16 protein-coding genes and 1 tRNA gene are annotated in these 20255 nt (G+C 67.3%); 4 read left to right on the forward strand and 13 right to left on the reverse strand.

The features are described from left to right. Nucleotides 1-106 precede the first annotated feature (106 nt). Together C441_RS06965 and C441_RS06970 are read left to right on the forward strand one after the other, a co-directional pair. The gene (locus C441_RS06965) at nucleotides 107-4642 is read left to right on the forward strand and encodes a glycoside hydrolase family 15 protein (RefSeq protein WP_007274477.1); all 4536 of its coding nucleotides are present in this window, start codon (nucleotides 107-109) and stop codon (nucleotides 4640-4642) included. 118 nt (nucleotides 4643-4760) lie between these two features. After that, entirely contained in the window at nucleotides 4761-5246 is a 486-nt protein-coding gene (locus C441_RS06970) for an SRPBCC family protein (protein ID WP_007274478.1), read from the forward strand. Nucleotides 5247-5285: 39 nt separating this feature from the next. On the opposite strand, the gene C441_RS06975 is transcribed toward C441_RS06970, so the two are convergent. The 8 genes from C441_RS06975 to C441_RS07010 form a co-directional block, all read right to left on the reverse strand. Continuing rightward, nucleotides 5286-7424: a hybrid sensor histidine kinase/response regulator gene (locus C441_RS06975; protein WP_007274479.1), complete on the reverse strand. Its 2139-nt coding sequence runs from the start codon at nucleotides 7422-7424 to the stop codon at nucleotides 5286-5288. Between the two features lie 119 nt (nucleotides 7425-7543). Beyond that, nucleotides 7544-8425, reverse strand: a complete 882-nt coding sequence (locus tag C441_RS06980) for a DMT family transporter (RefSeq protein WP_007274480.1) — start codon at nucleotides 8423-8425, stop codon at nucleotides 7544-7546. Nucleotides 8426-8513: 88 nt separating this feature from the next. Next, a complete protein-coding gene (locus C441_RS06985; protein ID WP_007274481.1) occupies nucleotides 8514-9266 on the reverse strand; it encodes a class I SAM-dependent methyltransferase in 753 nt (250 codons plus the stop codon). Nucleotides 9267-9364: 98 nt separating this feature from the next. Next, a complete protein-coding gene (gene queC, locus C441_RS06990; RefSeq protein WP_007274482.1) occupies nucleotides 9365-10105 on the reverse strand; it encodes a 7-cyano-7-deazaguanine synthase QueC in 741 nt (246 codons plus the stop codon). A 71-nt stretch (nucleotides 10106-10176) separates the two neighbouring features. After that, nucleotides 10177-10950: a 7-carboxy-7-deazaguanine synthase QueE gene (locus C441_RS06995; RefSeq protein ID WP_007274483.1), complete on the reverse strand. Its 774-nt coding sequence runs from the start codon at nucleotides 10948-10950 to the stop codon at nucleotides 10177-10179. Beyond that, entirely contained in the window at nucleotides 10950-11426 is a 477-nt protein-coding gene (locus C441_RS07000; protein ID WP_049920490.1) for a 6-pyruvoyl trahydropterin synthase family protein, read from the reverse strand. Before C441_RS07000 ends, C441_RS06995 begins: the two co-directional genes overlap by 1 nt. 168 nt (nucleotides 11427-11594) lie before the next feature. Further along, nucleotides 11595-11978 carry an acyl-CoA thioesterase gene (locus C441_RS07005; protein WP_007274485.1) on the reverse strand — a complete coding sequence of 128 codons (384 nt, stop codon included), beginning with the start codon at nucleotides 11976-11978 and terminating at the stop codon, nucleotides 11595-11597. Between the two features lie 91 nt (nucleotides 11979-12069). Then, nucleotides 12070-12348, reverse strand: coding sequence for a hypothetical protein (locus tag C441_RS07010; protein ID WP_007274486.1), 279 nt, complete (start codon nucleotides 12346-12348; stop codon nucleotides 12070-12072). A 169-nt stretch (nucleotides 12349-12517) separates the two neighbouring features. Between C441_RS07010 and C441_RS07015 the strand changes: the two genes are divergently transcribed. Further along, nucleotides 12518-12895 (forward strand): 2Fe-2S iron-sulfur cluster-binding protein, encoded by a 378-nt coding sequence (locus C441_RS07015; protein WP_007274487.1) that lies wholly within the window; start codon nucleotides 12518-12520, stop codon nucleotides 12893-12895. Nucleotides 12896-13045: 150 nt separating this feature from the next. Here C441_RS07015 and C441_RS07020 read toward each other — a convergent pair. The 3 genes from C441_RS07020 to C441_RS07030 form a co-directional block, all read right to left on the reverse strand. Next, nucleotides 13046-13119: transfer RNA gene (locus C441_RS07020), tRNA-Tyr, on the reverse strand. 74 nt (nucleotides 13120-13193) lie between these two features. Next, nucleotides 13194-15323, reverse strand: a complete 2130-nt coding sequence (locus C441_RS07025) for a DEAD/DEAH box helicase (protein WP_007274488.1) — start codon at nucleotides 15321-15323, stop codon at nucleotides 13194-13196. Between the two features lie 171 nt (nucleotides 15324-15494). Further along, nucleotides 15495-15977, reverse strand: coding sequence for a hypothetical protein (locus C441_RS07030; RefSeq protein ID WP_007274489.1), 483 nt, complete (start codon nucleotides 15975-15977; stop codon nucleotides 15495-15497). 1259 nt (nucleotides 15978-17236) lie between these two features. Between C441_RS07030 and C441_RS07035 the strand changes: the two genes are divergently transcribed. Beyond that, a complete protein-coding gene (locus C441_RS07035) occupies nucleotides 17237-18442 on the forward strand; it encodes a Cdc6/Cdc18 family protein (protein WP_004970504.1) in 1206 nt (401 codons plus the stop codon). Nucleotides 18443-18616: 174 nt separating this feature from the next. Here C441_RS07035 and C441_RS07040 read toward each other — a convergent pair whose 3' ends face one another. Together C441_RS07040 and C441_RS07045 are read right to left on the reverse strand one after the other, a co-directional pair. Continuing rightward, nucleotides 18617-19399: a helix-turn-helix transcriptional regulator gene (locus C441_RS07040; RefSeq protein ID WP_229722572.1), complete on the reverse strand. Its 783-nt coding sequence runs from the start codon at nucleotides 19397-19399 to the stop codon at nucleotides 18617-18619. An 84-nt stretch (nucleotides 19400-19483) separates the two neighbouring features. Further along, nucleotides 19484-20044, reverse strand: a complete 561-nt coding sequence (locus C441_RS07045; protein ID WP_004970502.1) for a TATA-box-binding protein — start codon at nucleotides 20042-20044, stop codon at nucleotides 19484-19486. Nucleotides 20045-20255: the final 211 nt, after the last annotated feature.

The raw sequence follows: 20255 nt of genomic DNA on the forward strand, positions 1-20255 counted from the left end.
GGTTCTACCGAGTCGCGCCGGCGTCTCCCGAATTCGTCGGTTTGCAGGCATAAATGATGGCAAACGGGCGGCCAATACTTATGGTTCGGGACCCTCGTCTACCTCTATGCGACTTCGGACCGCGTTAAACGAATACAAGCGCGACCGGGGCGGACGCTTCCCAGAGGAGTGCCAGACCTCGGACGGCGCGTTTTCGGGTCACGGGGACCGACTCGTCTACGTCGGCCTCGACGGCTCCCTCCGGGACTACTCCGCTTCTCTTTCGGGCCTCTACGGCATCGACCGCTCTCGGTTCGGCATCGAGACGGACGGCGAGACGCACTGGTTCGACGAACTGGAGTCCGTGCGACAGCACTACTACCGGGAGACGAGCCTCGTCGAGACCGAGTACGACGCCGGGGAGTACACCGTCCACCAGTACGACCTGACGCTCGGCCGCGCCCACGTGACGCACGTCGAACTCCGCGGTGCGATTCCCACCGACGCCCACCTGACGGCGTTTCTCACCTTCGCCCCCGAGGGCCGAGAGACGCGGGTCGGCCGGCTCATCCACGAGGCCGGCGGCCCGAACGACACCCAAGCGGTCGAGGTGTTCCACCGAAACGAACACGACTACGTCACCGCGTCGACCGGCCTCACCGACGTTCGGGGGCAGATTCCCGAGCGGTTCGACGAGATTCTCTCCGACGACAGCTTCGACTTCCCGCGGGAGGCCGTCCTCGACCGCTACGAGGACACCCACCTCTCGGGCGACGTGGTCGTCAGCGCCCCGCTCGAACAGGAGGGCCGCGCCGCGCGAACGACGCTCGTCACCCAGCTTTCCGACCACAACGAGATGGCGCGGACCGACGCCCTCGCCGACCTCCGACACTGTTCGGTCCAGCACGCGACCGCGGACGCGCTCCGTGGGGCCGCCCGCGAGCAGGCCGAGGTGTCCGTCCCCGACGGGACGCCGCGCGAGCGAATCGTCCGCGCCGACCTCCGGGCGCTGTCGCTTCTGACCGCCCCCAGCGGCGCGCGCATCGCCGGCCCCGAGTTCGACCCGTTCTACGCCCACTCCGGCGGCTACGGCTACACGTGGTTCCGCGACGACGCCGAGGTCACGCAGGCGCTCGCGCACGCCGACGACGCCTTCGGCCTCGGTCTCGGCGACCGCCTCGCGACGAGCGCGGCGTTCTACTGCGAGACGCAACTCGAAGACGGCACGTGGCCCCACCGCGTCTGGGCGGTCGACGGGACCGTCGCTCCGGGCTGGGCGCACGGCCGCGTCGAGGGCACCGGCGACGAGGAGTATCAGGCCGACCAGACGGCGAGCGTCGTCGCCGCGCTCGCGTCGCTCCTCGCCGAGCGCCGCGACGAACTCGACGACGAACTCGTCGGGCGCATCCGCTCGACCGTCGCGGCGGGCGTCTCCGGACTCGATAGCAGTCTCGAATCCGACGGGCTCCCGAAGCCCTGTCAGAACGCGTGGGAGAACATGAGCGGCCGGTTCACGCACACGACCGCGACGTTCCTCCAAGCGTACGCCACGGTCGCCACCGCGCCCGTGAACGACGACCTCCGGGAGCACGCCGCCGAGCAGGCGACCGCGGTGTGCGAGGGGCTCGACGAGCTCTGGTCCGAGGAGCGCGAGGTGTACGCCCTCCGAATCGACGGGAACGGCGGCCTCGACGACCGCCTCGACTCGTCCACGTTCGCCCTCGTCGACGCCGTCGACGCCTACGCCGACGTCGGAGAGGTCGACTCGAAGACCGCCGACCGGCTCGTCAAGCACATGGCCGCGACGCTGAAGGGGCTCTATCGGAACCCCCGCGGCGACGTAGCCGGATTGGTCCGGTTCGAAGAGGACTACTGGCGCGCCGACGGGCAGGACGGCGAGAAGGTCTGGTCCGTCTCGACCGCGTGGGGCGCGAACGCCGCCGCGAAGTTCGGCGTCCTCTGTGACCGCCTCGGGAAGGACGGCCGCCGCTTCGTCGAGCGCGCGACGAACCTCTACGAACTGCTCCAGCCCGACGGCCCCTTCACGACCGACGCGGGCTACCTCGCAGAGCAGGTGTTCGACGACGGGGGCTTCGACAGCGCGACGCCGCTGGGGTGGCCCCACGCCATCCGCATGGAGACGACCGCCATCCTCGCCGACATCGACGCGCTCCCCGCGCCGAAGCCCGCGCCGACCGGCCCGGAGAACCGGCCGCGGTGGACGACCGGCGAGAAGTACGGCATCGGCACCGTCGCGGACCACTACGCCGACGACCCCTCGCGCGTCTGGTTCACCCTGACCGAGGGCGCGCTGACCGAGGTCCGCTTCCCGCGGGTCGACCTGATGAACCTCCGGACGCTCGACTTCCTCGTCGTCGACGCCGACCCGGACGACGAGTACACCGCGCGGACCCACAACGAGACCCGCCGCGACGACCACGCCGACACGGTCGAGCGCCGGGCCGAAATCGTCGACGACGACGCGCTCGTCTTCCGGCACGTCGTCACCGAGACGGGCGACGGCCGCGGCCACGAGTGGGAGCTCACCGTCGAGTACGTCCTCGACCCCGAACACGACGCGATGCTCGCGGACGTGCAGTTCGTGTCCATCGACGGCGACGACTACGAGCTGTACACCATCGCCGACACGGCGCTGGCGAACACGGGGACGAAAGACCGCGGCATCCGCCTCGGCCAGCTCGGGAGCTACCACCTCGTCGCCCGCGACGCGGGCGCGTTCGACGCCGGCGACGGCCACGAACCGCTCCTCATCGACCAGGACGGCAGGGAGTACAGCGTCGCCATCGCGCTCACCGCCGCCGGCCGCTTCGAGTGGGCGACCGTCGGCGTCGCCGGCTCGCGGTACCTCGCGGACTTCTTCTCGAAGGGCGCGCTCCCGAGCGCCCAAGAGCGCGTCGACGACGAGAACGTCGTGCTCGTCGGGCGCATCGGCACGGGCGACGAGCTCGGCGAGACGCTGGCGCTCGGCTTCGCCGAACACGCCGACACCGCCGCCGCGCTCGGCGAGGCGGCCGGCGCGCTCACCCGCGGCTACGAGACGGCCCGGTCGGCCTACGTCGACTCGTGGGCCGACTTCCTCGCCGACAAGGAACTCCCCGGCTCCGTCGCCGCCGACGACGACCTCGCCGCGCAGTACAAGACCGCGCTCATGAGCCTGCGGGCGGTCGAGGACAAGACCTACCTCGGCGCGGGGCTCGCCTCGCCGTCGGTCCCGTGGGGCGAGGCCGTCGCCGCCGAGGAGCCGAAGGGGTACGGCTACAACTTCGTCTGGTCGCGCGACCTCTATCAGGTGTTCACCGTCTTCGAGGCCGTCGGCGACGTCGAGACGGCCATCGACGCGCTGGAGTACATCTACACCTACCAGCAGGACGACCGCGGCTTCATCCCGCAGAACACCTACCTCAACGGGCGGACCCGCTGGGGCGGCGAGCAGATGGACAACATCTCGTTCCCGCAGGTGATGGCGTACATGCTCCACGAGCGCGGCGTCACCTTCGACGACGTGGGCTACGGCTACGAGAACGTCAAGCACTCCGCGGACTACGTCGCGCGGAACGGGCCGCCGACCGCACAGGAGCGCTGGGAGGAGGAGGCCGGCTACTCGCCGTCGTCCATCGCGGCCGAAATCGCCGGCCTCGGCTGTGCGGCGGCCATCGCGCTCGACGAGGACCACTCCGAGGACGCGCTCGTCTGGCTGGCGCTGGCCGACGACTGGACCGAGCGCGTCGACGACTGGACCGCGACGCGGACCGGCACCGACCGCAACACGCACACGCCGTACTACGTCCGCGTCACCCGCGACGGCGAACCCGACGCCGGACACCTGCGGACGCTCGCGAACAACGGGCCGACGCTCGACGAGCGCGAAATCATCGACGCGGGCTTCCTCGAACTGACCCGCCTCGGCATCAAGCCCGCCGACGACGAGATAATCCGCAACTCGGTGAAGGAGGTCGACGAGACCATCCGCGTCGACACGCCGCACGGCCCGGCGTTCTACCGGTACAACGGCGACGGCTACGGCGAGCGCGAGCGCGACGAGGAGGGCGCGCCGTGGTCCGTCGACGCGAAGGGGAAAGGCCGGCTGTGGCCCATCTTCACCGGCGAGCGCGGCGAGTACGAACTCCTCGCGGGAACCGAGGAGGGCGACCTCGCGCCGGACAACCTACTTCGGACGATGGCCGCCTTCGCCAACTCCGGCCGCATGCTCGCAGAGCAGGTCTGGGACCGCGAGCACGCGACCGACTACAACTGGGAGTTCGGCGAGGGCACCGGCAGTGCGACGCCGCTGGCGTGGTCGATGGCCCAGTACGTCCGCCTCGCCCACGGCGTCGACGCGGGCGAACCCGTCGAGACGCCCGCGTTCCTCCGCGAGCGGTACGTCGAGTCCGACCGCCCGGACGGACCGTCGCTCCGCGTGAGCACGCGCTTCAAGGGCGACAAGCTCGTCGTCTCGGGGCAGACCGACGCCGCCGTCGTCGCGGTCAAGACGCCCGGCGAGACCCGACTCGTCGAACCCGACGGCGAATCGTTCGAAGTCGAAGTCGCCATCGAGTACGGCGAAAACCAGGTGACCGTCGCCGCGGCGACCCACGAGGACCTGACGAAAGCCGGCACGACCGTCTCGCGCTTCACGCTCTGAGGCGGCACGGCCGGCCGCCAGCCGCCGAGCGCCGCCCGTCGGCGGGGTCGGCGATTCGCTTCTGTTTTCGACCCATTCCGCCAACACCGCCTTTCCGTCTCCGGCCTAACCGTCGGGTATGCCGGTCTACCAGCGTCGAACCCGCGTCGCCGCCCCGCTCGAACGCGTCTGGGAGTTCCACTCCGAGGTGTCCGGGCTGGAGGCGCTCACTCCGGCGTGGATGAACCTCGAAATCGAGTCGGTCCGCGGTCCGGACGGCGAGGCGGACCCCGACGAGCTCGTCGCCGGGACGGAAATCGAGATGTCGATGCGGCCGTTCGGCGTCGGCCCGCGCCAGCGGTGGACCTCTCGCATCCTCGACCGCGAGGCGGGTGAGGAAACGGCGTGGTTCCGCGACGACATGGTCGGCGGCCCCTTCCCGCGGTGGGTCCACACTCACCGCTTTGTCGCCGACGGCGACGAGACGGTACTCGAAGACCGCGTGGAGTACGAACTCCCGTTCGGCCCGCTCGGCGACCTCGCGGGCGTCTTCGGCGGCGTCGGCTTCGAGGGGATGTTCCGCGGGCGACACGCCGAGACGAAGCGCCTACTAGAAGAAAGGTAGCGACGGGTCAGCGGGAGCGGCGGCGGGAGCGGCGACGGCTCAGTCGTCGCTGAGCGAGAACCGCGGTTCGACCTCGGAGCGGACGCCGCCGATGTCGAACTCGAAGCGCGCGCCGCCGAGGTCGGGTTCCGGGGGGGTCACCTCGATGTCCCAGCCGTGGGCCTCGACGATGCTCTCGACGATAGAGAGCCCGAAGCCCGTGCCGGACGCGGAGGTCGTGTGCCCGTGTTCGAAGACGGCGTCGCGCTCGTCGGCCGGGATGCCGGGGCCGTCGTCGGCGACGTAGAAGCCGGTCTCGGTGGGGCCGACGCGGACGATGAGTTCGTCGGACGCGCTCGTCGCCGCCGACTCGTGAGTCGCGGGCTCTGTGCCCGACGAATCCGCAGGAGAGCCGTCGGCGGTGGCCGCGTCGGACGCGCCCGCCGCTCTCTCCGACGCGCCGTCTGCCGAGGCGTCCCCGGGGTCGCGACAGGGGGCGCCGTGTTCCACCGCATTCCGAAACAGGTTCTCGAACGCCTGTTGGAGCCGCCCTTGGTCGGCCTGCGTGGACCCGAGGCCGTCCTCGATGATGAACACCGCGTCGTCGCCGGTGTCGACCGCCTTCCACGCCCGCTCGGCGACGTCCTCGATGGCGATAGAGTGCGTCTCGCCGACCGTTCGGCCCTGTCTGGCGAGTGTGAGCACGTCGTTGAGGAGCGTGTCCATCCGGGTGACGCCGTCGAGCGCGCGGCCGAGGTAGGTCACGTCCTCTTCCTCGCGGGCGAGTTCGACAAAGCCCTTGGCGACGTTGAGCGGGTTCCGGAGGTCGTGGGAGACGACCGACGCGAACTCTTCGAGGCGGTCGTTCTGCCGCTGGAGTTCGCGCTCGCGCCGCTGACGGGCCAACGTGTGCGTGACGTTGTTCCCGACAGAGCGCAGGAGGTCGACTTCGGTGTCGGTCCACGAGCGACTCGTCTCGACCACGTCGAAGACGACGAAGCCGACGAGCGCCCACTTCGACACCATCGGCACGGCGACGAAGCCGCCGGTCTCGACGTCGGTGAGCACGCCCTTGGTGTCCGACGCATCGGGCGGGAGGTCCGAGACGCGATGGAGGCGGACGTTCTCGAAGCGGTGGAGCCGTTCGAGCAACCAGCGGGCGTCTTCGAGGGCGACGCGCTCGGGGTGCTCGCAACGGTCGTCGCCGCGCCAGTCGTGCATCCGGGCGGCGACGTTCGTCTCGTCGTCGTAGAGGTAGACCGAACAGCGGTCGAGGTCGGCCACCTCGCCAACCGACTGGAGCGTCCACTCGATTTTCGTGCCGATTTCGTCGGTCTCGGCGCTCATCAGTGACGTGGAGGTGTCCAAGACGGCGTCTTTCAGGCGCGTCTCGTAGCGCAGTCGGTTCCGCCGGCGGCGGCGCTCGGTCACGTCCTGTAGCGTTCCGATGACCGCGGGGTCGTCGTCCTCGGTGGGGCGGAGCGCGAGGTGGCCCTCACAGAGGAGGTCGTCGCCGTCGTGCGGGTACGCCGGGCCGGGCGACAGCACCGTCTCGAAGCGCTCCGTGTCGGGGGCGTCCGGGGCGATGACCCGCTCGAAGGCGGCGCGAATCTCGTCGTCGGACTCGGCGGCGAGGTCGGCGAACTCCCGACCGATAATGGCCTCGCGGTCGTAGCCGGTGAGTTCGCAGAAGACGCCGTCGGCGGAGGTAAAACGCCCCGCCGAATCGAGCGAGTAGACGCCGCTGTCGAGCACTTCGATGGCGGTCCCGTAGCGCTCGGAGGCCGCCTTCGCGCGGTACTGCGAGACGGCGTTGACGACGCGGTTGGCGAGGACCGTGTACTGGTCGGTGCCGGTGTCTTTCTGCATGTAGTCGGTCGCGCCGACGCGGAAGGCGTCGCGGGCGACCTCCTCGGAGCCTTTGCCGGTAAAGAGGATGAAGGGGAGGTCGGGGTGTTCGGAGCGGACCGCGCGGAGGAACTCCAACCCGTCGACGTCGGGCATGTCGTAGTCCGACACGACGCAGTCGACCCGTTCCTGTCGGAGTCGTTCGAGGGCGTCGGCCCCCGAGTTCGACGTCGATACCGAGAGGTCGACGTCGCCGGCCTCGCGTTCGAGGTAAATCGATACGAGGTCCGTCAGACTGGGTTCGTCGTCGACGTGGAGGACGCGTACGTCGGCCCCCGACCCGTCGTCCATACGATGTAGCGACCGCTCACCGTAATGAGCGTTGTGACGCGGTTATCAGGGCCGATAACTAACTTCGGGGTTTCAAATCCGGGGTTCCGAACCGGGGCTATCTGATTCAGGAGCCCCGCTTAAGACGCGCTGACGTAGATTCCACCGAGGACGACGGCCCCCCCGAGGACCGTCGGGAACGTGGGAATCTCACCGAGGAGAAAGAGCGCGAGTATCGTACTGCCGACGGGCTCGCCGAGGAGCGAGACGGAGACGACGCTCGATTCGAGGTGCGCGAGCGCCCAGTTGATGACGGTGTGACCGAAGACGCCCGGCCCGACGGCCATTCCGAGAAACAGGAGCCACTCGCGGGGCGGATAGCCCGTCAGCGGGTCGCCCCGGCCGACCGCGACGACGAGGAGCGCGGCGGCACAGACCGCGTAGACGACGACCACGTAGGGGACGAGCGCGACCCTGCTTCGGACGCTCCGGCCCGTGAGGACGTAGGCGGCCGCCGTCACGGCTCCGACGACGGCGAGCCCGTTTCCGAGGAGCGGGCGCGGCGCGCCGCCGGCGGTGAGGAAGTCGGAGACGGACATGAGCGCCATGCCCGCGAGCGCGACGCCGATGCCGACGGCGGTGCGGCGGCTCACGCGCTCGTCGAGGACGGCCCACGCGCCGACGGCGACGAAAAGCGGTTGGGACTGCACGAGCGTGACGCTCGCGGCGACCGTCGTGTGGTTGAGACTCTCGAACCACGACGCGAAGTGGGCCGCGAGCGCGACGCCCGCGCCCCCGGCCGCCAGAAGGTCCCGCCCCGAGATGGTCGCCAGCGCGTCGCGGTGGCGGACGAGCGCGACGGGCGCGAGCAGAGCCACGGTGAACAGAACCCGGTAGAATGCCTTTATCAGGCTCGGCGCGGCGCTCCAGCGGACGAGGATGGCGCTCGTGCTGACCGCGAGGACGGCGATGCCGAGGCCCGCGAGCGGCGAGATTGGGGCCTCGGAGTCGGGCGTTGACACACCCCCACGTCGCGGGGGGCCCGCTTACCGTTTGTGGGTCCACGTCGGTCGGCGTCAGCCTGTCGGCCGCGGGACCGACGCGGCGGGCCTACTCCTTCCGCGCTCGAATCAGCGCCTTCGGGTTGGCGAACGAAACGACGGAGTCGCCGTCGAACTCCACGTCGAACAGCGCTTTCGCCTCGTCGGACGCCTCGCGGAAGCGACGTTCGAGTTCGGCCCGGTCGGCGGGCGAGACGTTCGTCCGCTCGGTCCACGGGTCGAACTGGAGGCGTATCGCGGCGGTCTCGACCGCCTCGACCGACAGCCCCGCGGCCTCGAACCACTCGCGCCACCGGGAAATCGGGTGGAGTTCGACGTGGGTCGGGTCGCGGAGCACCTCGACGCCGTTGAGGAACTCCGCGAGGGACGCGTCCTCGGGCGCGACATTGTCCTCGAAGGCGAAGACGCCGCCGGGTTCGAGGACGCGCGCGACCTCGGCGACGAACGACTCGGGGTCGGGGAAGTGGTGCGCGGCGATTCGGCAGGCGGCCGCGTCGAAGGAGTGGTCGGCGAACGGGAGGCGCTCCGCGTCGGCGACGACGCCCGCGACGGGGTACTCACGGACCGCGGTGGCGACCATCTCGGGGGCGGCGTCGGCCGCGACGACCGAGGAGACGCCGACGTCGGCTATCGCGCCCGCGGTGTGGCCGGCTCCCGTCGCCACGTCGAGCGCGCGGGTCGCGCCGCGACACCACGACGCGAGCGTCTCGCGGTCCTCGCCGAGGCGGTGGACCTCGCTGTCGAAGTACGACTCGGCGGCGCTTCCGAACTGGGCGGCGGTTCGGCGTTTCTCGTCGCTCATGACGCGGGGTTCGCGCAGGCCGGTGAAAAAGGGGCGCGAGGAGACAGGCGGGGACAATCCGCAATCCGCAATCCGCGTCGGCGACGGGCAGGGGGACGCTACGGCGCGTCCACGTCCGCGTCCGCGTACTCCGGGCGCTCGGCGTACGGAATCGGGTCGCGCTCGCCGAGGTTCTGGAACGCCTGCAGGCGGAACGCACAGGAGTCGCAGGTGCCGCAGGCCGGTTCCTCGGCGCGGTAGCAGGACCACGTGTGCTCGAAGGGGACGCCGAGTTCGAGGCCGCGGCGGGCGATGTCGGTCTTCGAGTCGTGGACGAACGGGACTTCCAGCGAGATGGTCGTGTCGGGTTTCGTGCCGACGTCGACCATCGCCTCGAAGGCGTCGAAGAACTCGGGGCGGCAGTCGGGGTAGCCCGAGTAGTCCTCGGAGTGCGCGCCGACGAAGACGGCGTCGCAGTCGTTCGCCTCAGCGTACGAGACGGCCATCGACAGGAGGTTGGCGTTGCGGAAGGGGACGTAGGAGGTCGGGATGTCGTCGGCGTCCATGTCGGCGTCGGCGACGGCCATCGAGTCGTCGGTGAGCGACGACGCGCCGATTTGCTTCAGGTGGCTCGTCTCGATGTGGAGGAAGTCCCGAGCGTCGAGTTCGTCGGCGAGCGCGCGGGCGCAGTCGTACTCCTTCGACTCGGTCTTCTGGCCGTAGGAGGTATGGAGCGCGTAGAGTTCGTAGCCGCGTTGCTTGGCCTCGTAGGCGGTCGTCGCGCTGTCCATGCCGCCGGAGAGGAGGACGACGGCGCGCTTCTCGTCGGGCGTGGATTCGGTATCGATATCGGTAGTCATCGTTGTCGTGGAATGGTTCGGAGTGTGTTCGAGGTTCGTTTGGCGGGCGTTCGGCTGGCGTTCGGCGGTACTCAGGTCTCGGGCGCGTCGTTCCAGAGGTCGACGTGGAGTCGCGGCGTGTAGCGGTAGCCGAACGACGCGGCGAGGTCGGCCACCTCGGTCCGGGTCCGGGCGAGTTGCTCGCGGGTCTGTCCCTCGGGCATGAGCAACACGTCGCTGTCGCGTACCTCGCGGTCGGCGACGCCGCGCACGTCGGCGACGAGCGACTCGATTTCGTCGAGGTCGTCGCGGCCGGTGACGACGAACTTCAGTTGGAACTCCGCCGCGTGTTCGACCAGCGAGGCGAGCGCGTCGAGGTCGACGCGGGCGTTTTCGTGGCGCTCGGTCCAGACGCCGGGGTCAACGTCGGCCGGGGCGTTCTCGGGCGTCGGCGTCGACGACGCGAGTTTGGGGCTGACGCTCGCGAGGTCGACCGGCGCGTCGGTGTCGAGCGTCCCGTTCGTCTCGACGGTCAGGTGGTAGTCGTCGGCGAGCGCCGACAGGAGCGCGTCGGTCTCGTCGTGGACGAGCGGTTCGCCGCCGGTGACGACCACGTGTTCGGGGGACAGCGACTCGACCTCGGCGACGATTTCGTCGAGGCTCATCCACGCGTGCGTCGGCTCCCACGAGGTGTGAAAGGAGTCGCAGAACCAACAGCGGAGGTTACAGCCGCTGGTGCGGACGAACGTGCTCGGGACCCCCGCGAGTTTGCCCTCGCCCTGGAGCGACGCGAACAGCTCGTTTATCGGGAGGCGATCGCCCTCGGCGTCGGTGTCGTCGCGGGCGACGGTGTCGGAGACGGGCATCAGAAGCCGGCGCAGAGTTCCGACGTTTCGCTGACCGAGACCGAGACCTCGGAGACGGTGTCGGGAAGCGCCGCGAGCAGTTTCTCCTCGAGGACGACGGCCATCACCTCGGCCGTCGGCGGCGCGTCGAGGACGACCGTCCCGTCGGCGTCGCCGGAGCGCTCGAACGCCTCGACGAGCGGGTCGCCCGACTCGACGAGAAAGCGGTGGTCCCACTCGTCGATGACGTCGGTGACGACGCCCTTGTCGACGACCCAGCCCTCGTCGGTCAGGTCGCCGACGACGCGGACCGAAATCTCGTAGTTGTGCCCGTGCGGGCGGCTACACTTGCCGTCGTGATGGAGGAGGCGATGACCGGCGCTGATGCGAATCGGCCGGTCGCGCCCGATGTGGAGGACGCGCTCGCCTGCTCGGGACAGCGGGGTCTCGTCGTCGGCGTCCACCGACTGTGCGTGTTCTAGTGTTCCCCGAGGCATATTCGGGGATTATCACGAGAGTATATAACTGTCCTGTCTCGGCTCGGTCGGGCGAATTGCGGGTCCCGTCGGTCGCGGTCGATTCGGGGGGTCGATTCGGGGGGTCGATTCGGGGGGTCGATTCGGGGGGACAGAACGCGGTCGGACGCGAGCGGACGAGGCCGGGCGCTACGGTTGGTCGGCGATTGCCTCACGCCACTGGTCGGGGACGCGCGTCGGGCGACCCTCGTCGTCCAAGGCGACTTGGACCGTCTCGCCGGTGGCGACGACTTCGCCCTCGTAAGAGAGCGTGTAGGTGAGTGGGAAGCTCGTTCCGCCCGGCTCGCCGGCCTCGACTTCAACCTCGACGGTGCCGACGCCCTCGATGGGCGCGCGGTAGTCGAGTTCGAGGTGCGCGACGACGAAGTTCGCGTCCGAAAGCGGCGTGTCCATCACCTCCTCGAAAAAGCGGACACGGGCCTGTTCGCAGTAGGTCGCGTAAACGGCGTTGTTCACGTGTCCGAACGAGTCGTGGTCGCGGAATCGGACTTCCACCTGGGCGACGAAGCTCATTGCGGTGCGCGACACGGGCGAGGGGTATAGCACCGACGGTTTGCCTCCGACGAACGCGGGGAGAGAGTTCAGCGAGGGGACCGAGGACGGCTCAATTGGCCGTCCGCGCCGACTGGTCGGTGGGGAGCGTCCGCCGGCCGTGGAGCGCGACGGCTTTCCAGACGTTCGAGCGCGAACCGGCGCGCACCATCTCGACGGGGACGCGAGCGCCCTCGGGGAGGGACGCGAGCGTGTCGCGGATGCGCTCGGACTCGTAGGCGACGAGGTGGCGCGTTTCGTTCGTCTCGTGCAGTTCCACCGTCATCGTCTCGTGGTCGTTCATCTCGACGCGGACGTTCACCAACACCGGCGCGGACGCGAGGGTCACCATCACGCTCACCTACGAATTCGCCCGTCATAAGCCGTTATAATACTGATATCTTCGGGTATGGACTCTACATAGCTGACGAGAGACCGCGAGTGAGGGGTGGGTGAGGTGACTGGACGAGGGACCGGCCCGAGGGGTACGCCCATATCGAGTCGGCCCGAACGACCGACCGATGAGCGACCGCGAGTCCCGACCTCGAACCGAGTGCGACCCGGCCGACTCGACCGTCACGGTTCGCGTCCGCGACGTCAACACCGACAGCGACCGCGTCACCGACCTCGACGTCGAACGCGGGACCGTCCTCCGCGACGCGCTTCTCGACGCCGGACTCTCGCCGTACGCGCGGCTCACGAAGCGAGTGAACTGCGGCGGCCGCGGGCTCTGTGCGACGTGCGGCGTCCGGGTTCGCTCGGGCGAGCCGACGCCCGATCACTGGCACGACGACCTCGCGGCGCGGTTCGGCTATCCACGGCTCTCCTGTCAGCTTCGCGTCGACGGACCGATGACCGTCGAACTGGTCGAAAAGGTGGTGTGGGGCGGTCGGAAGTAGCGGAGTAAATCAGTCAATGCGAGCGAAGACGGTCCGTTCTCCCCGATTTGAACTCACTCGCAACGCTCGGCGTTGCTCGTTTCTCAACTCGGATCGAGACGTCCTTCACATTCGACACCGCTCGCTACGCTCGCGGGTGTTGAAGTTCAGTCCGCTCTCCCCGATTTGAACGGGGGACAAGCCGATCTACAGTCGGCTGCTCTGCCAGGCTGAGCTAAGAGCGGTCAAGAGAATCTCAATCTACGGGTAGACTTAAGAATTCTCATTCCGGGCGACGAAGCGCCCGACGACGGGGTGATTACTCGTCTGTCGTCGCCGACTCGGAGTCGTCCGGAGATGTTGACTCGGAGTCGTCCGGCTCGCCGCCCTCGGCGTCGGTGTCGCCACCGTTCGACTCGGTGTCGAGGTCGTCAGAGCTCGTCTCCCGAACGCGGATACCCTTCCCGGCGAGGTGTTGCATCTGACGCTGGGCGAAGTCCTCCTCGCTGGTCCCGCGGGTGGCGAGCACGTAGACGAGCGCGCTCCCCGTCGGGCGCATGGTTCGGCCGGCGCGCTGAGAACCCTGCCGGCGAGAGCCTCCGAGGCCGGAGGCGACGATTGCGAGTCCGGCGTTCGGGAGGTCGATGCCCTCGTCGCCGATGCGGGAGATGACGAGCGTGTCGAGGTCGCCGTCGCGGAACGCCTCGAAGTACGCCTCGCGGCGGTGGTGGCGGGTCTCGCCGCTGACGAACGGCACGTCGAGCGCCTCGGAAATCGCCTCGCCCTGGTCGAGGTAGTCGACGAAGACGAGCGTCTTCGAGTCGGCGTGGCGGGCGCGGAGCCGACGGATCTCGAATATCTTTCCGGGGTTCATCGCGGCGAGCATGTGCCGCTCGCGGCCGTCGCTGGAGGCCCACTCGTTTCTGGCCATGTCGTCGCCCCACTCCACGTAGCGAATCTCGACTTCCGGCTCCTGAACGTAGCCGGCGTCGAAGAGCTTCCCCCAGTCGGTGCCGATGGGCGGGCCGATGAGCGTGAAAATCTCGGCCTCTTTGTCGTCCTCGCGGATGGGCGTCGCCGACAGCCCGAGGCGGTGTTTTGACTGGAGGTCGGCGCTCCGCTGGAAGACGCGACTCGGGATGTGGTGAGCCTCGTCGTAGATGATGAGCCCCCAGCGGCGCGAGTCGAAAAGCGAGCGGTGGCGGTCCATCCCGGCGGTCTGGTAGGTGGCGATGGTGACGGGGCGAATCTCCTTCGCGCCGCCGTGGTACTCGCCGATTTGGTCCTCGTCGAGGTCGGTCGCCGAGAGCAGTTCCTCGCGCCACTGGCGGGCGAGTTCGCGGCTCGGCACGAGAATCAGCGTCTCGCCGCCGACCGCGGCGAGCGCGCCGATGCCGGCGATTGTCTTCCCCGCGCCGGGCGGCCCGACGAGGACGCCGGCGCGCTGGTCGACGAATCGGTCGACCCAGTCTCGCTGGTAGTCGCGGAGGTCGACGCCGAGCGTGACGTCGAGTTCCTCGCCCTCTTCGAGGTCGCGGTCGTCCTCGACGGGGTAGCCCGCGTCGTAGAGGATGCGCTTTATGGCCGCGATTTCCTCGTCTCTGACCCACGCCTCCGTGTCCGAGATGGGCGCGTAGACGTGGTCGTCGTCGAGTTTCTGGAGCGCGACGTTGCCCATCAGACTCTCGGTGGCGGCTTCGAGCACGGTGTACCCCTCCTCGTGAGAGTAGAGCCGGAACTGGTGGGCGCGCTTCCACTGGTCTTCGACCCACGCTTCGAGGTGCGGCGACCGCTCGGGAAGGACCGACCGGAGCATCGAGAGCAGTGACTCGACGTCGTCGAAGGGGGCCTGCCACACGTCTTCCTGCCGGATTCGGTAGAGGTAGCCTCGGCCTCGGCCCTCGCGGTCGCCGGTGGTGTCGACGAGGTGCGCGAACTGCGAGAGCCGCGCCCGCGTGTACTGGGTCGGGTTGTCGACGACGACTTCGCGGCGCTTCGGAAAGAGGACGACCCGCTCGCGCGAGGCGAGTTCGCCCCACTCGGTCGGGTACCAGACGACCGGGTCGGTCTCGACGTTCACCCGCTGGACCCGCCCCGCGTCGGCGAGGTCGTCGAGTCCGTCCATCGCGTCCGCCTGCGAGACCCCGAGACGGCGGGCGACCTGCTGGGCGGTCGCGACGGGGCGACCCTCGGATTCGAGCGCCCCGTAGAACGACGCGAGCGAGACGCCGTCCGCCGCGTCGCTCGGTTGGTTCGCGTCGGCCGGGGGCACGTCAGGGAGGGACGCGCCGGACGCGTCGGACGCGCTGGACACGTCGGACACGTCAGATACGTCGGGGGCTTCGGATACGTCGGTCGCATCGGCCAACCGGTCGAGTACGTCTCGGGACGTGCCGGTTCCGTCGCCGTCTCCGTCGGGAGGGCCCGGGTCCTCGTCCTCGGCAGTCATCGAACGCGGGTACGGCCGCGAGGGGGAAACGGCTTGCGACACCGGGGGTCCGTGAGACGGGCGAGAGACCCCGCTCGTCGCGGGTGAGAGCAGTTGGGATCCGACGAGAGCGAACGAGGGACCGAGCGGCGCGACTCGGTCTCGTCGAAGCGGTTCTGCGTCGACTCGGCGTTATCGAGACGTACTCGACCGCGCCGGAGCCATCCGGTCGAAGACGGCTCGGAAGTCGTCGTCGACGGTGAGAAACTCGGGGAACTCTTCGAGGGTCCGAACGCCGTCGAGGTAGACGTACTCGACCGGTTCCGGGGGAATCTCCTCGAAGACCTGAACCGGGCCTCGCTCGGTGAGACCCACGAACGGTCGCCCCTCCGGGTCGGTCTGCGGCGTCAGTTCGTGTTCGAGGTAGAGTTTCGCCATCGCGAGCGCGCTCGCGAGTGGAACCTGTCCGGGCGTCAACTGCCACGTGACCTCCCGGTCTTCGTAGTGGACAGTGGTCACGTAGCCGTCGTCGAACCGAAAGCAGTCGACTCGCTCTCCCGAACGCGACCACCGCGTCTCCGTCGTCCGGGAGCGTTCGAGGGACCATTCCTCGTCGTCGCCGCGGTCGAACACGGCCTCGCCGAGGCGCACCCACACGCGACTGAGCGCACGCATACGTCACTGATTCGTTCCCCTGGGTAATTGCATTGACGCCACGGGAACGACACAGTCCGCCGCGAATGAACGTTGTGACGCGAGGCCGACGCGAGGTCGACCCGGGTGCGGGTGTATCAGAGCGTGGCGATGAGGCGCGGCCGCTCGGGCGTGAACAGTCGGATGCACGTGAGTCGCACGCACACCACGTTTCCGGTGAACGAGGAGACTGCTTACCGAGTCGTTGCCGCGGGTGACCCACACCTCGCTTCCGGTGAATTGCAAGTCCGCGTGAGACGGGCAGAGACACCACGTTTCCGGTGAATTAGCGCGAGACGTCTGGGAGGTAACGACCCGACACAGTGGGAGGGTGACGAGCGGCGAACGTCGTCCTGCGAGCCGTCGCCGCGGGCCGACTCGTCGAAGAACGTTGCAACGCTGACAGACACCACGTTTCCGGTGAAATACGGCGTGGGGGAACAAGGGAGTAGCACCGACCGACGGAGTCGTCAGTTCGCACGTGGCTCGCGAGGAGGGAGTCACGCGAACACCACGTTTCCGGTGAACCGGTGAGTGGCTGACGGTGGGAGGCGAGGTCGAAACCGAGTCTGACGACTCGAACCGTTCCCGTGCGTCCCGGCTACAATTGAATCGGTTCACTTATAACGAACACACCACGTTTCCGGTGAAAACGCCCGTAGTATCTACTCTGCAGAGGATTCTGACACGGGCCACGGAACAGTGTGAGACACCACGTTTCCGGTGAGTTAGCATGCCGGGGCGTCAGGAGGGCGTCGAACGGAAACTCGGCTCTCGTCGGTGGTTCGGACAGCATGCATAACAACAATTAAATAGTTTATTTGTGTTACCGACCATTGATACACTCGCAAAAGTAAGAAGTACTCGAAGCTCGAGTACTGTTCGATCAGAACAGACCGTCTCAGTCGGGTGTTTTCGAGCGGCTCGTTGGTTCTCGGAACCGGCGGTGTCGTCGGCCGCTCTCGACTCTACTGTGATGACTGCGGGTCTGTCAGATGTGTGGTTATCGTTCGTTTCGTCGCTTTGGGACGTTCTCTCCGCGTTCTTGTCCGGAGTCCAAATCCGGGCAGTCTGTTTTCGTGTGGTCAGAGAAGAACCCCCACACCGTGTTTCCGGTGAACTGAAACCTCTGTTTCGTGTGGACCGACGACCGGGGTTCGGAGCCGTTCACCGGAAACGTGGTGTGTGTGTGCTGGGTCGAATGGTAAGTCCTTTCACCGGAAACGTGGTGTGTTGCGAACATGCCTAACGCCAGCGACGACCTCTTCACCCGGGAGGACCCCATCTTCGCCAACAAGGAGTTGTTGGAGATTAACCACCTCCCGGGTGAGGGTCGCATCGTCGGTCGCGACGACGAGATCTCGGATCTCGCGACCGCGGTGAACCCCGCCATCTTCGGACAGAGCCCGAGCAACGTCCTCATCTACGGGAAGACGGGGACAGGGAAGTCGCTCTGTGCGAAGTACGTCTCCCAGCGCCTCGTCGAGACGGCCGAAGAAGAGGGGGTGAAAGCGACGTTCGCCTACGTGGACTGCGCGCAGGACACGACCGAGACGCAGGCCGTCCAGACTATCGCCGACAGCGTCAACGACACCGCGGTTACCGGAATCAAAGTCCCCGACAAGGGACTGTCGACGTCGACGTACTACAAGCGGCTGTGGCGCATCCTCGACGCACTGTACGACGTGGTTCTCATCATCCTCGACGAGATCGATAAACTGAGCGACGACGACATTCTCATGCAACTCTCACGGGCCGGTGAAGCGGGGAAAATCGCCGGCTGTAAGCTCGGTGTCATCGGTATCAGCAACAAGATACAGTACAAAGACCGGATGGACGAGCGGGTGAAATCCAGTCTCTGCGAGCGCGAGTTCGTCTTCCCGCCGTACGATGCGAACCAGCTCCGCGACATCATGGACGCCCGGAGCGACGCCTTCCGCGACGGCGTGTTGGACCCCTCGACGATTCCGCGGGCCGCGGCGCTCGCCGCCCGCGAACACGGGGACGCGCGGAAAGCGATCGACATCTTACGGTACGCGGGGGAAATCGCACAGTCGATGGGAGCGAGTACCGTCAAGGAGAACTTCGTCACGCAGGCCCGTCAGCGCGCGGAGACCGACCGCTTCCGCGAGTTGATTCGCGGGTCGACACCGCACTCTCGCTACGTGTTGCAGGCGCTCGCTATCCTCTCGCTTTCGAACGAAAAGCAAGACGGCTTCCGAACGAGCCGCGTCTACGAGGTCTACGAGAACATCTGCCGACAGCAGGGCTCCGACAGCCTGTCGCTCCGGCGGGTTCGAGACCTCCTGAAAGAACACGCCTTTCTCGATATCATCGAACAGTCGAAACACAGCGGCGGGAGCGCGGAAGGAAGCTACACCAAGCACCAACTCCTCGAAGATCCGGACGTGGTGAGGGACGTCCTCATCGAGAACACGGACACCTGATTGGAGAATCGGAATCTCGACCGGGGCGTGTGAGGGCCGAATCGGCTAGCGGGAACGCTGTACCACCGCAGGCGTACCTCCGTAGAGCGGCCTCTTATAGTTTATTGCAACAACACGTGACCGGAATATTCACGCGTGACCGGACCGGTCACGCTTTTCACTGTCGGCGACGACTCACGGTTCGAGTCGGCCGACCGGGACCGACGTCGACCGGACCGATTCGTACAGGCTTTCGACCCACGAGACGACCTCCGGCGCGTCGCCGTCCACGAGAGCCGTCATGTTGTTGTGTTCGTCGTAGGCGGAGACGATGCCGTGGCCGTCGACCACCAGCAGTCCGAAATCGAGGCTCTCCTCGGCGATTCGAAGCTCGAACTGGTCGAGTTCCCGCGCGCGCTCGAAGGAGTCCGGATAGGCGTCTATCGACCGTTCGAGGACCCCGCGGTCGACGATGAGTTCCATCCGGGTGTTCTCCCCCAGCACCGCTTCGGCCGATTCGTTGAAGACGCGACTCACGATGGGCGCGACACCGCGGAAGCGGTCGACCGGTTCGTTTCCGACGATAGTGAGATATCTGTTAAGCGGCGCGTGCGGGTCGTTGTCCGCGGCGGTCGTGATGTTCATCTGACCGAGGACGCCGGGTGGAGCGTTCTCACAGATTTCCGCGGCATCCGCCAGGAACTCGCTCATTCGGTCGGCGCATTCGACCGCCTCAGTGAACCGCTCGTACTGCTCGTGGACCATCGTTCCGCCCGGCGTGAGGTGATACAGCCCATCGGCCTTCTTCACCCATCCCCGGTCACAGAACCCCGCGAGTGTCCGCTGTGCCGTCTCTCGGGCGCAGTCACAGCGTTCCGCGAGCTCTGTCGGTCGGTGTGGCTCGACCGCCAAGGCTCGGAGAATCGCCTCCCTGCTTTGCGACCCGACGAGAAACGCCACGTCCTCCCGCGCGCTCATGTCCTTCCGTTAGACTATCCGGTATTTTACATTTATGGGTGTTCGTACCCGTGGTGCGGCGAAAAATCGATGGTTCGGAAGTGCCTATCCGAGAAGGCCGAGCGCGTCGATGCGCTCGACGATCTCTTCGACGGCGGTTTCCGCGTCGTCCGTCCGCTTTCCGCCGGTGATGACGATTTTTCCGGAACCGAAAAGCAGGATGACGACCTTCGGCTCGTCCATCCGGTAGACGAGACCGGGGAACTGCTCGGGTTCGTACTCGACGTCTTCGAGTCCGAGACCGATAGCCAGCGCGTTCAGGTTCAGGTTGTGTCCGAGGTCAGCGCTTGAGACGATGTTCTGGACGGTTATCTCTGGCTCGTCGTCGACGGGAATCTGAAGCTCGCGGAGCTTGTCGAAGATAATGCCGAGTGCGTCGTGCACGTCGTCGATACTCTTTGCACCCGTGCACACGATCTTCCCCGAACGGAAGATGAGCGCAGCGGCTTTCGGGTCCTGGGTGCGATAGACGAGGCCCGGGAAGTTGTCCGGGTTGAAATCTGCACCGGGGAGGTCGTCGGCGAGGGCTTCGAGGTCGAGCTCCTGACCGATCCCGGTCGATGCGACTACGTTCTGAATCTCGATGGAGTCTGCCGGCCCACTCATTGCTCGCACGTGAATCGTACCTCCGGCCTTATAAAGCGACCCGTTATAAACCGACTTCAACGGGTCGATTCTATCCACGCTTCGTACGCGCGCGAAACTAATACATTGATTTCTCGCTCAACCGAATTGATGTCACAACTGACCGCGCGTGAAGTTATGGCACGCCTCGTGTCTATTTTTCTCACAGAGCCACTAAATCAACGGGGTTAAA

Origin of the sequence: Haloferax sulfurifontis ATCC BAA-897 (genome assembly GCF_000337835.1) — an archaeon.
Classification (GTDB): Archaea; Halobacteriota; Halobacteria; order Halobacteriales; family Haloferacaceae; genus Haloferax; species Haloferax denitrificans.

Bases quoted from the DNA above. Each gene is read 5' to 3' on its own strand.
- C441_RS06965 (WP_007274477.1), top strand. From the start codon at position 107: ATGCGACTTCGGACCGCGTTAAACGAATACAAGCGCGACCGGGGCGGA.
- C441_RS06970 (WP_007274478.1), top strand. From the start codon at position 4,761: ATGCCGGTCTACCAGCGTCGAACCCGCGTCGCCGCCCCGCTCGAACGC.
- C441_RS06975 (WP_007274479.1), bottom strand. From the start codon at position 7,424: ATGGACGACGGGTCGGGGGCCGACGTACGCGTCCTCCACGTCGACGAC.
- C441_RS06985 (WP_007274481.1), bottom strand. From the start codon at position 9,266: ATGAGCGACGAGAAACGCCGAACCGCCGCCCAGTTCGGAAGCGCCGCC.
- queC (WP_007274482.1), bottom strand. From the start codon at position 10,105: ATGACTACCGATATCGATACCGAATCCACGCCCGACGAGAAGCGCGCC.
- C441_RS06995 (WP_007274483.1), bottom strand. From the start codon at position 10,950: ATGCCCGTCTCCGACACCGTCGCCCGCGACGACACCGACGCCGAGGGC.
- C441_RS07000 (WP_049920490.1), bottom strand. From the start codon at position 11,426: ATGCCTCGGGGAACACTAGAACACGCACAGTCGGTGGACGCCGACGAC.
- C441_RS07005 (WP_007274485.1), bottom strand. From the start codon at position 11,978: ATGAGCTTCGTCGCCCAGGTGGAAGTCCGATTCCGCGACCACGACTCG.
- C441_RS07010 (WP_007274486.1), bottom strand. From the start codon at position 12,348: ATGGTGACCCTCGCGTCCGCGCCGGTGTTGGTGAACGTCCGCGTCGAG.
- C441_RS07015 (WP_007274487.1), top strand. From the start codon at position 12,518: ATGAGCGACCGCGAGTCCCGACCTCGAACCGAGTGCGACCCGGCCGAC.
- C441_RS07025 (WP_007274488.1), bottom strand. From the start codon at position 15,323: ATGACTGCCGAGGACGAGGACCCGGGCCCTCCCGACGGAGACGGCGAC.
- C441_RS07030 (WP_007274489.1), bottom strand. From the start codon at position 15,977: ATGCGTGCGCTCAGTCGCGTGTGGGTGCGCCTCGGCGAGGCCGTGTTC.
- C441_RS07035 (WP_004970504.1), top strand. From the start codon at position 17,237: ATGCCTAACGCCAGCGACGACCTCTTCACCCGGGAGGACCCCATCTTC.
- C441_RS07040 (WP_229722572.1), bottom strand. From the start codon at position 19,399: ATGAGCGCGCGGGAGGACGTGGCGTTTCTCGTCGGGTCGCAAAGCAGG.
- C441_RS07045 (WP_004970502.1), bottom strand. From the start codon at position 20,044: ATGAGTGGGCCGGCAGACTCCATCGAGATTCAGAACGTAGTCGCATCG.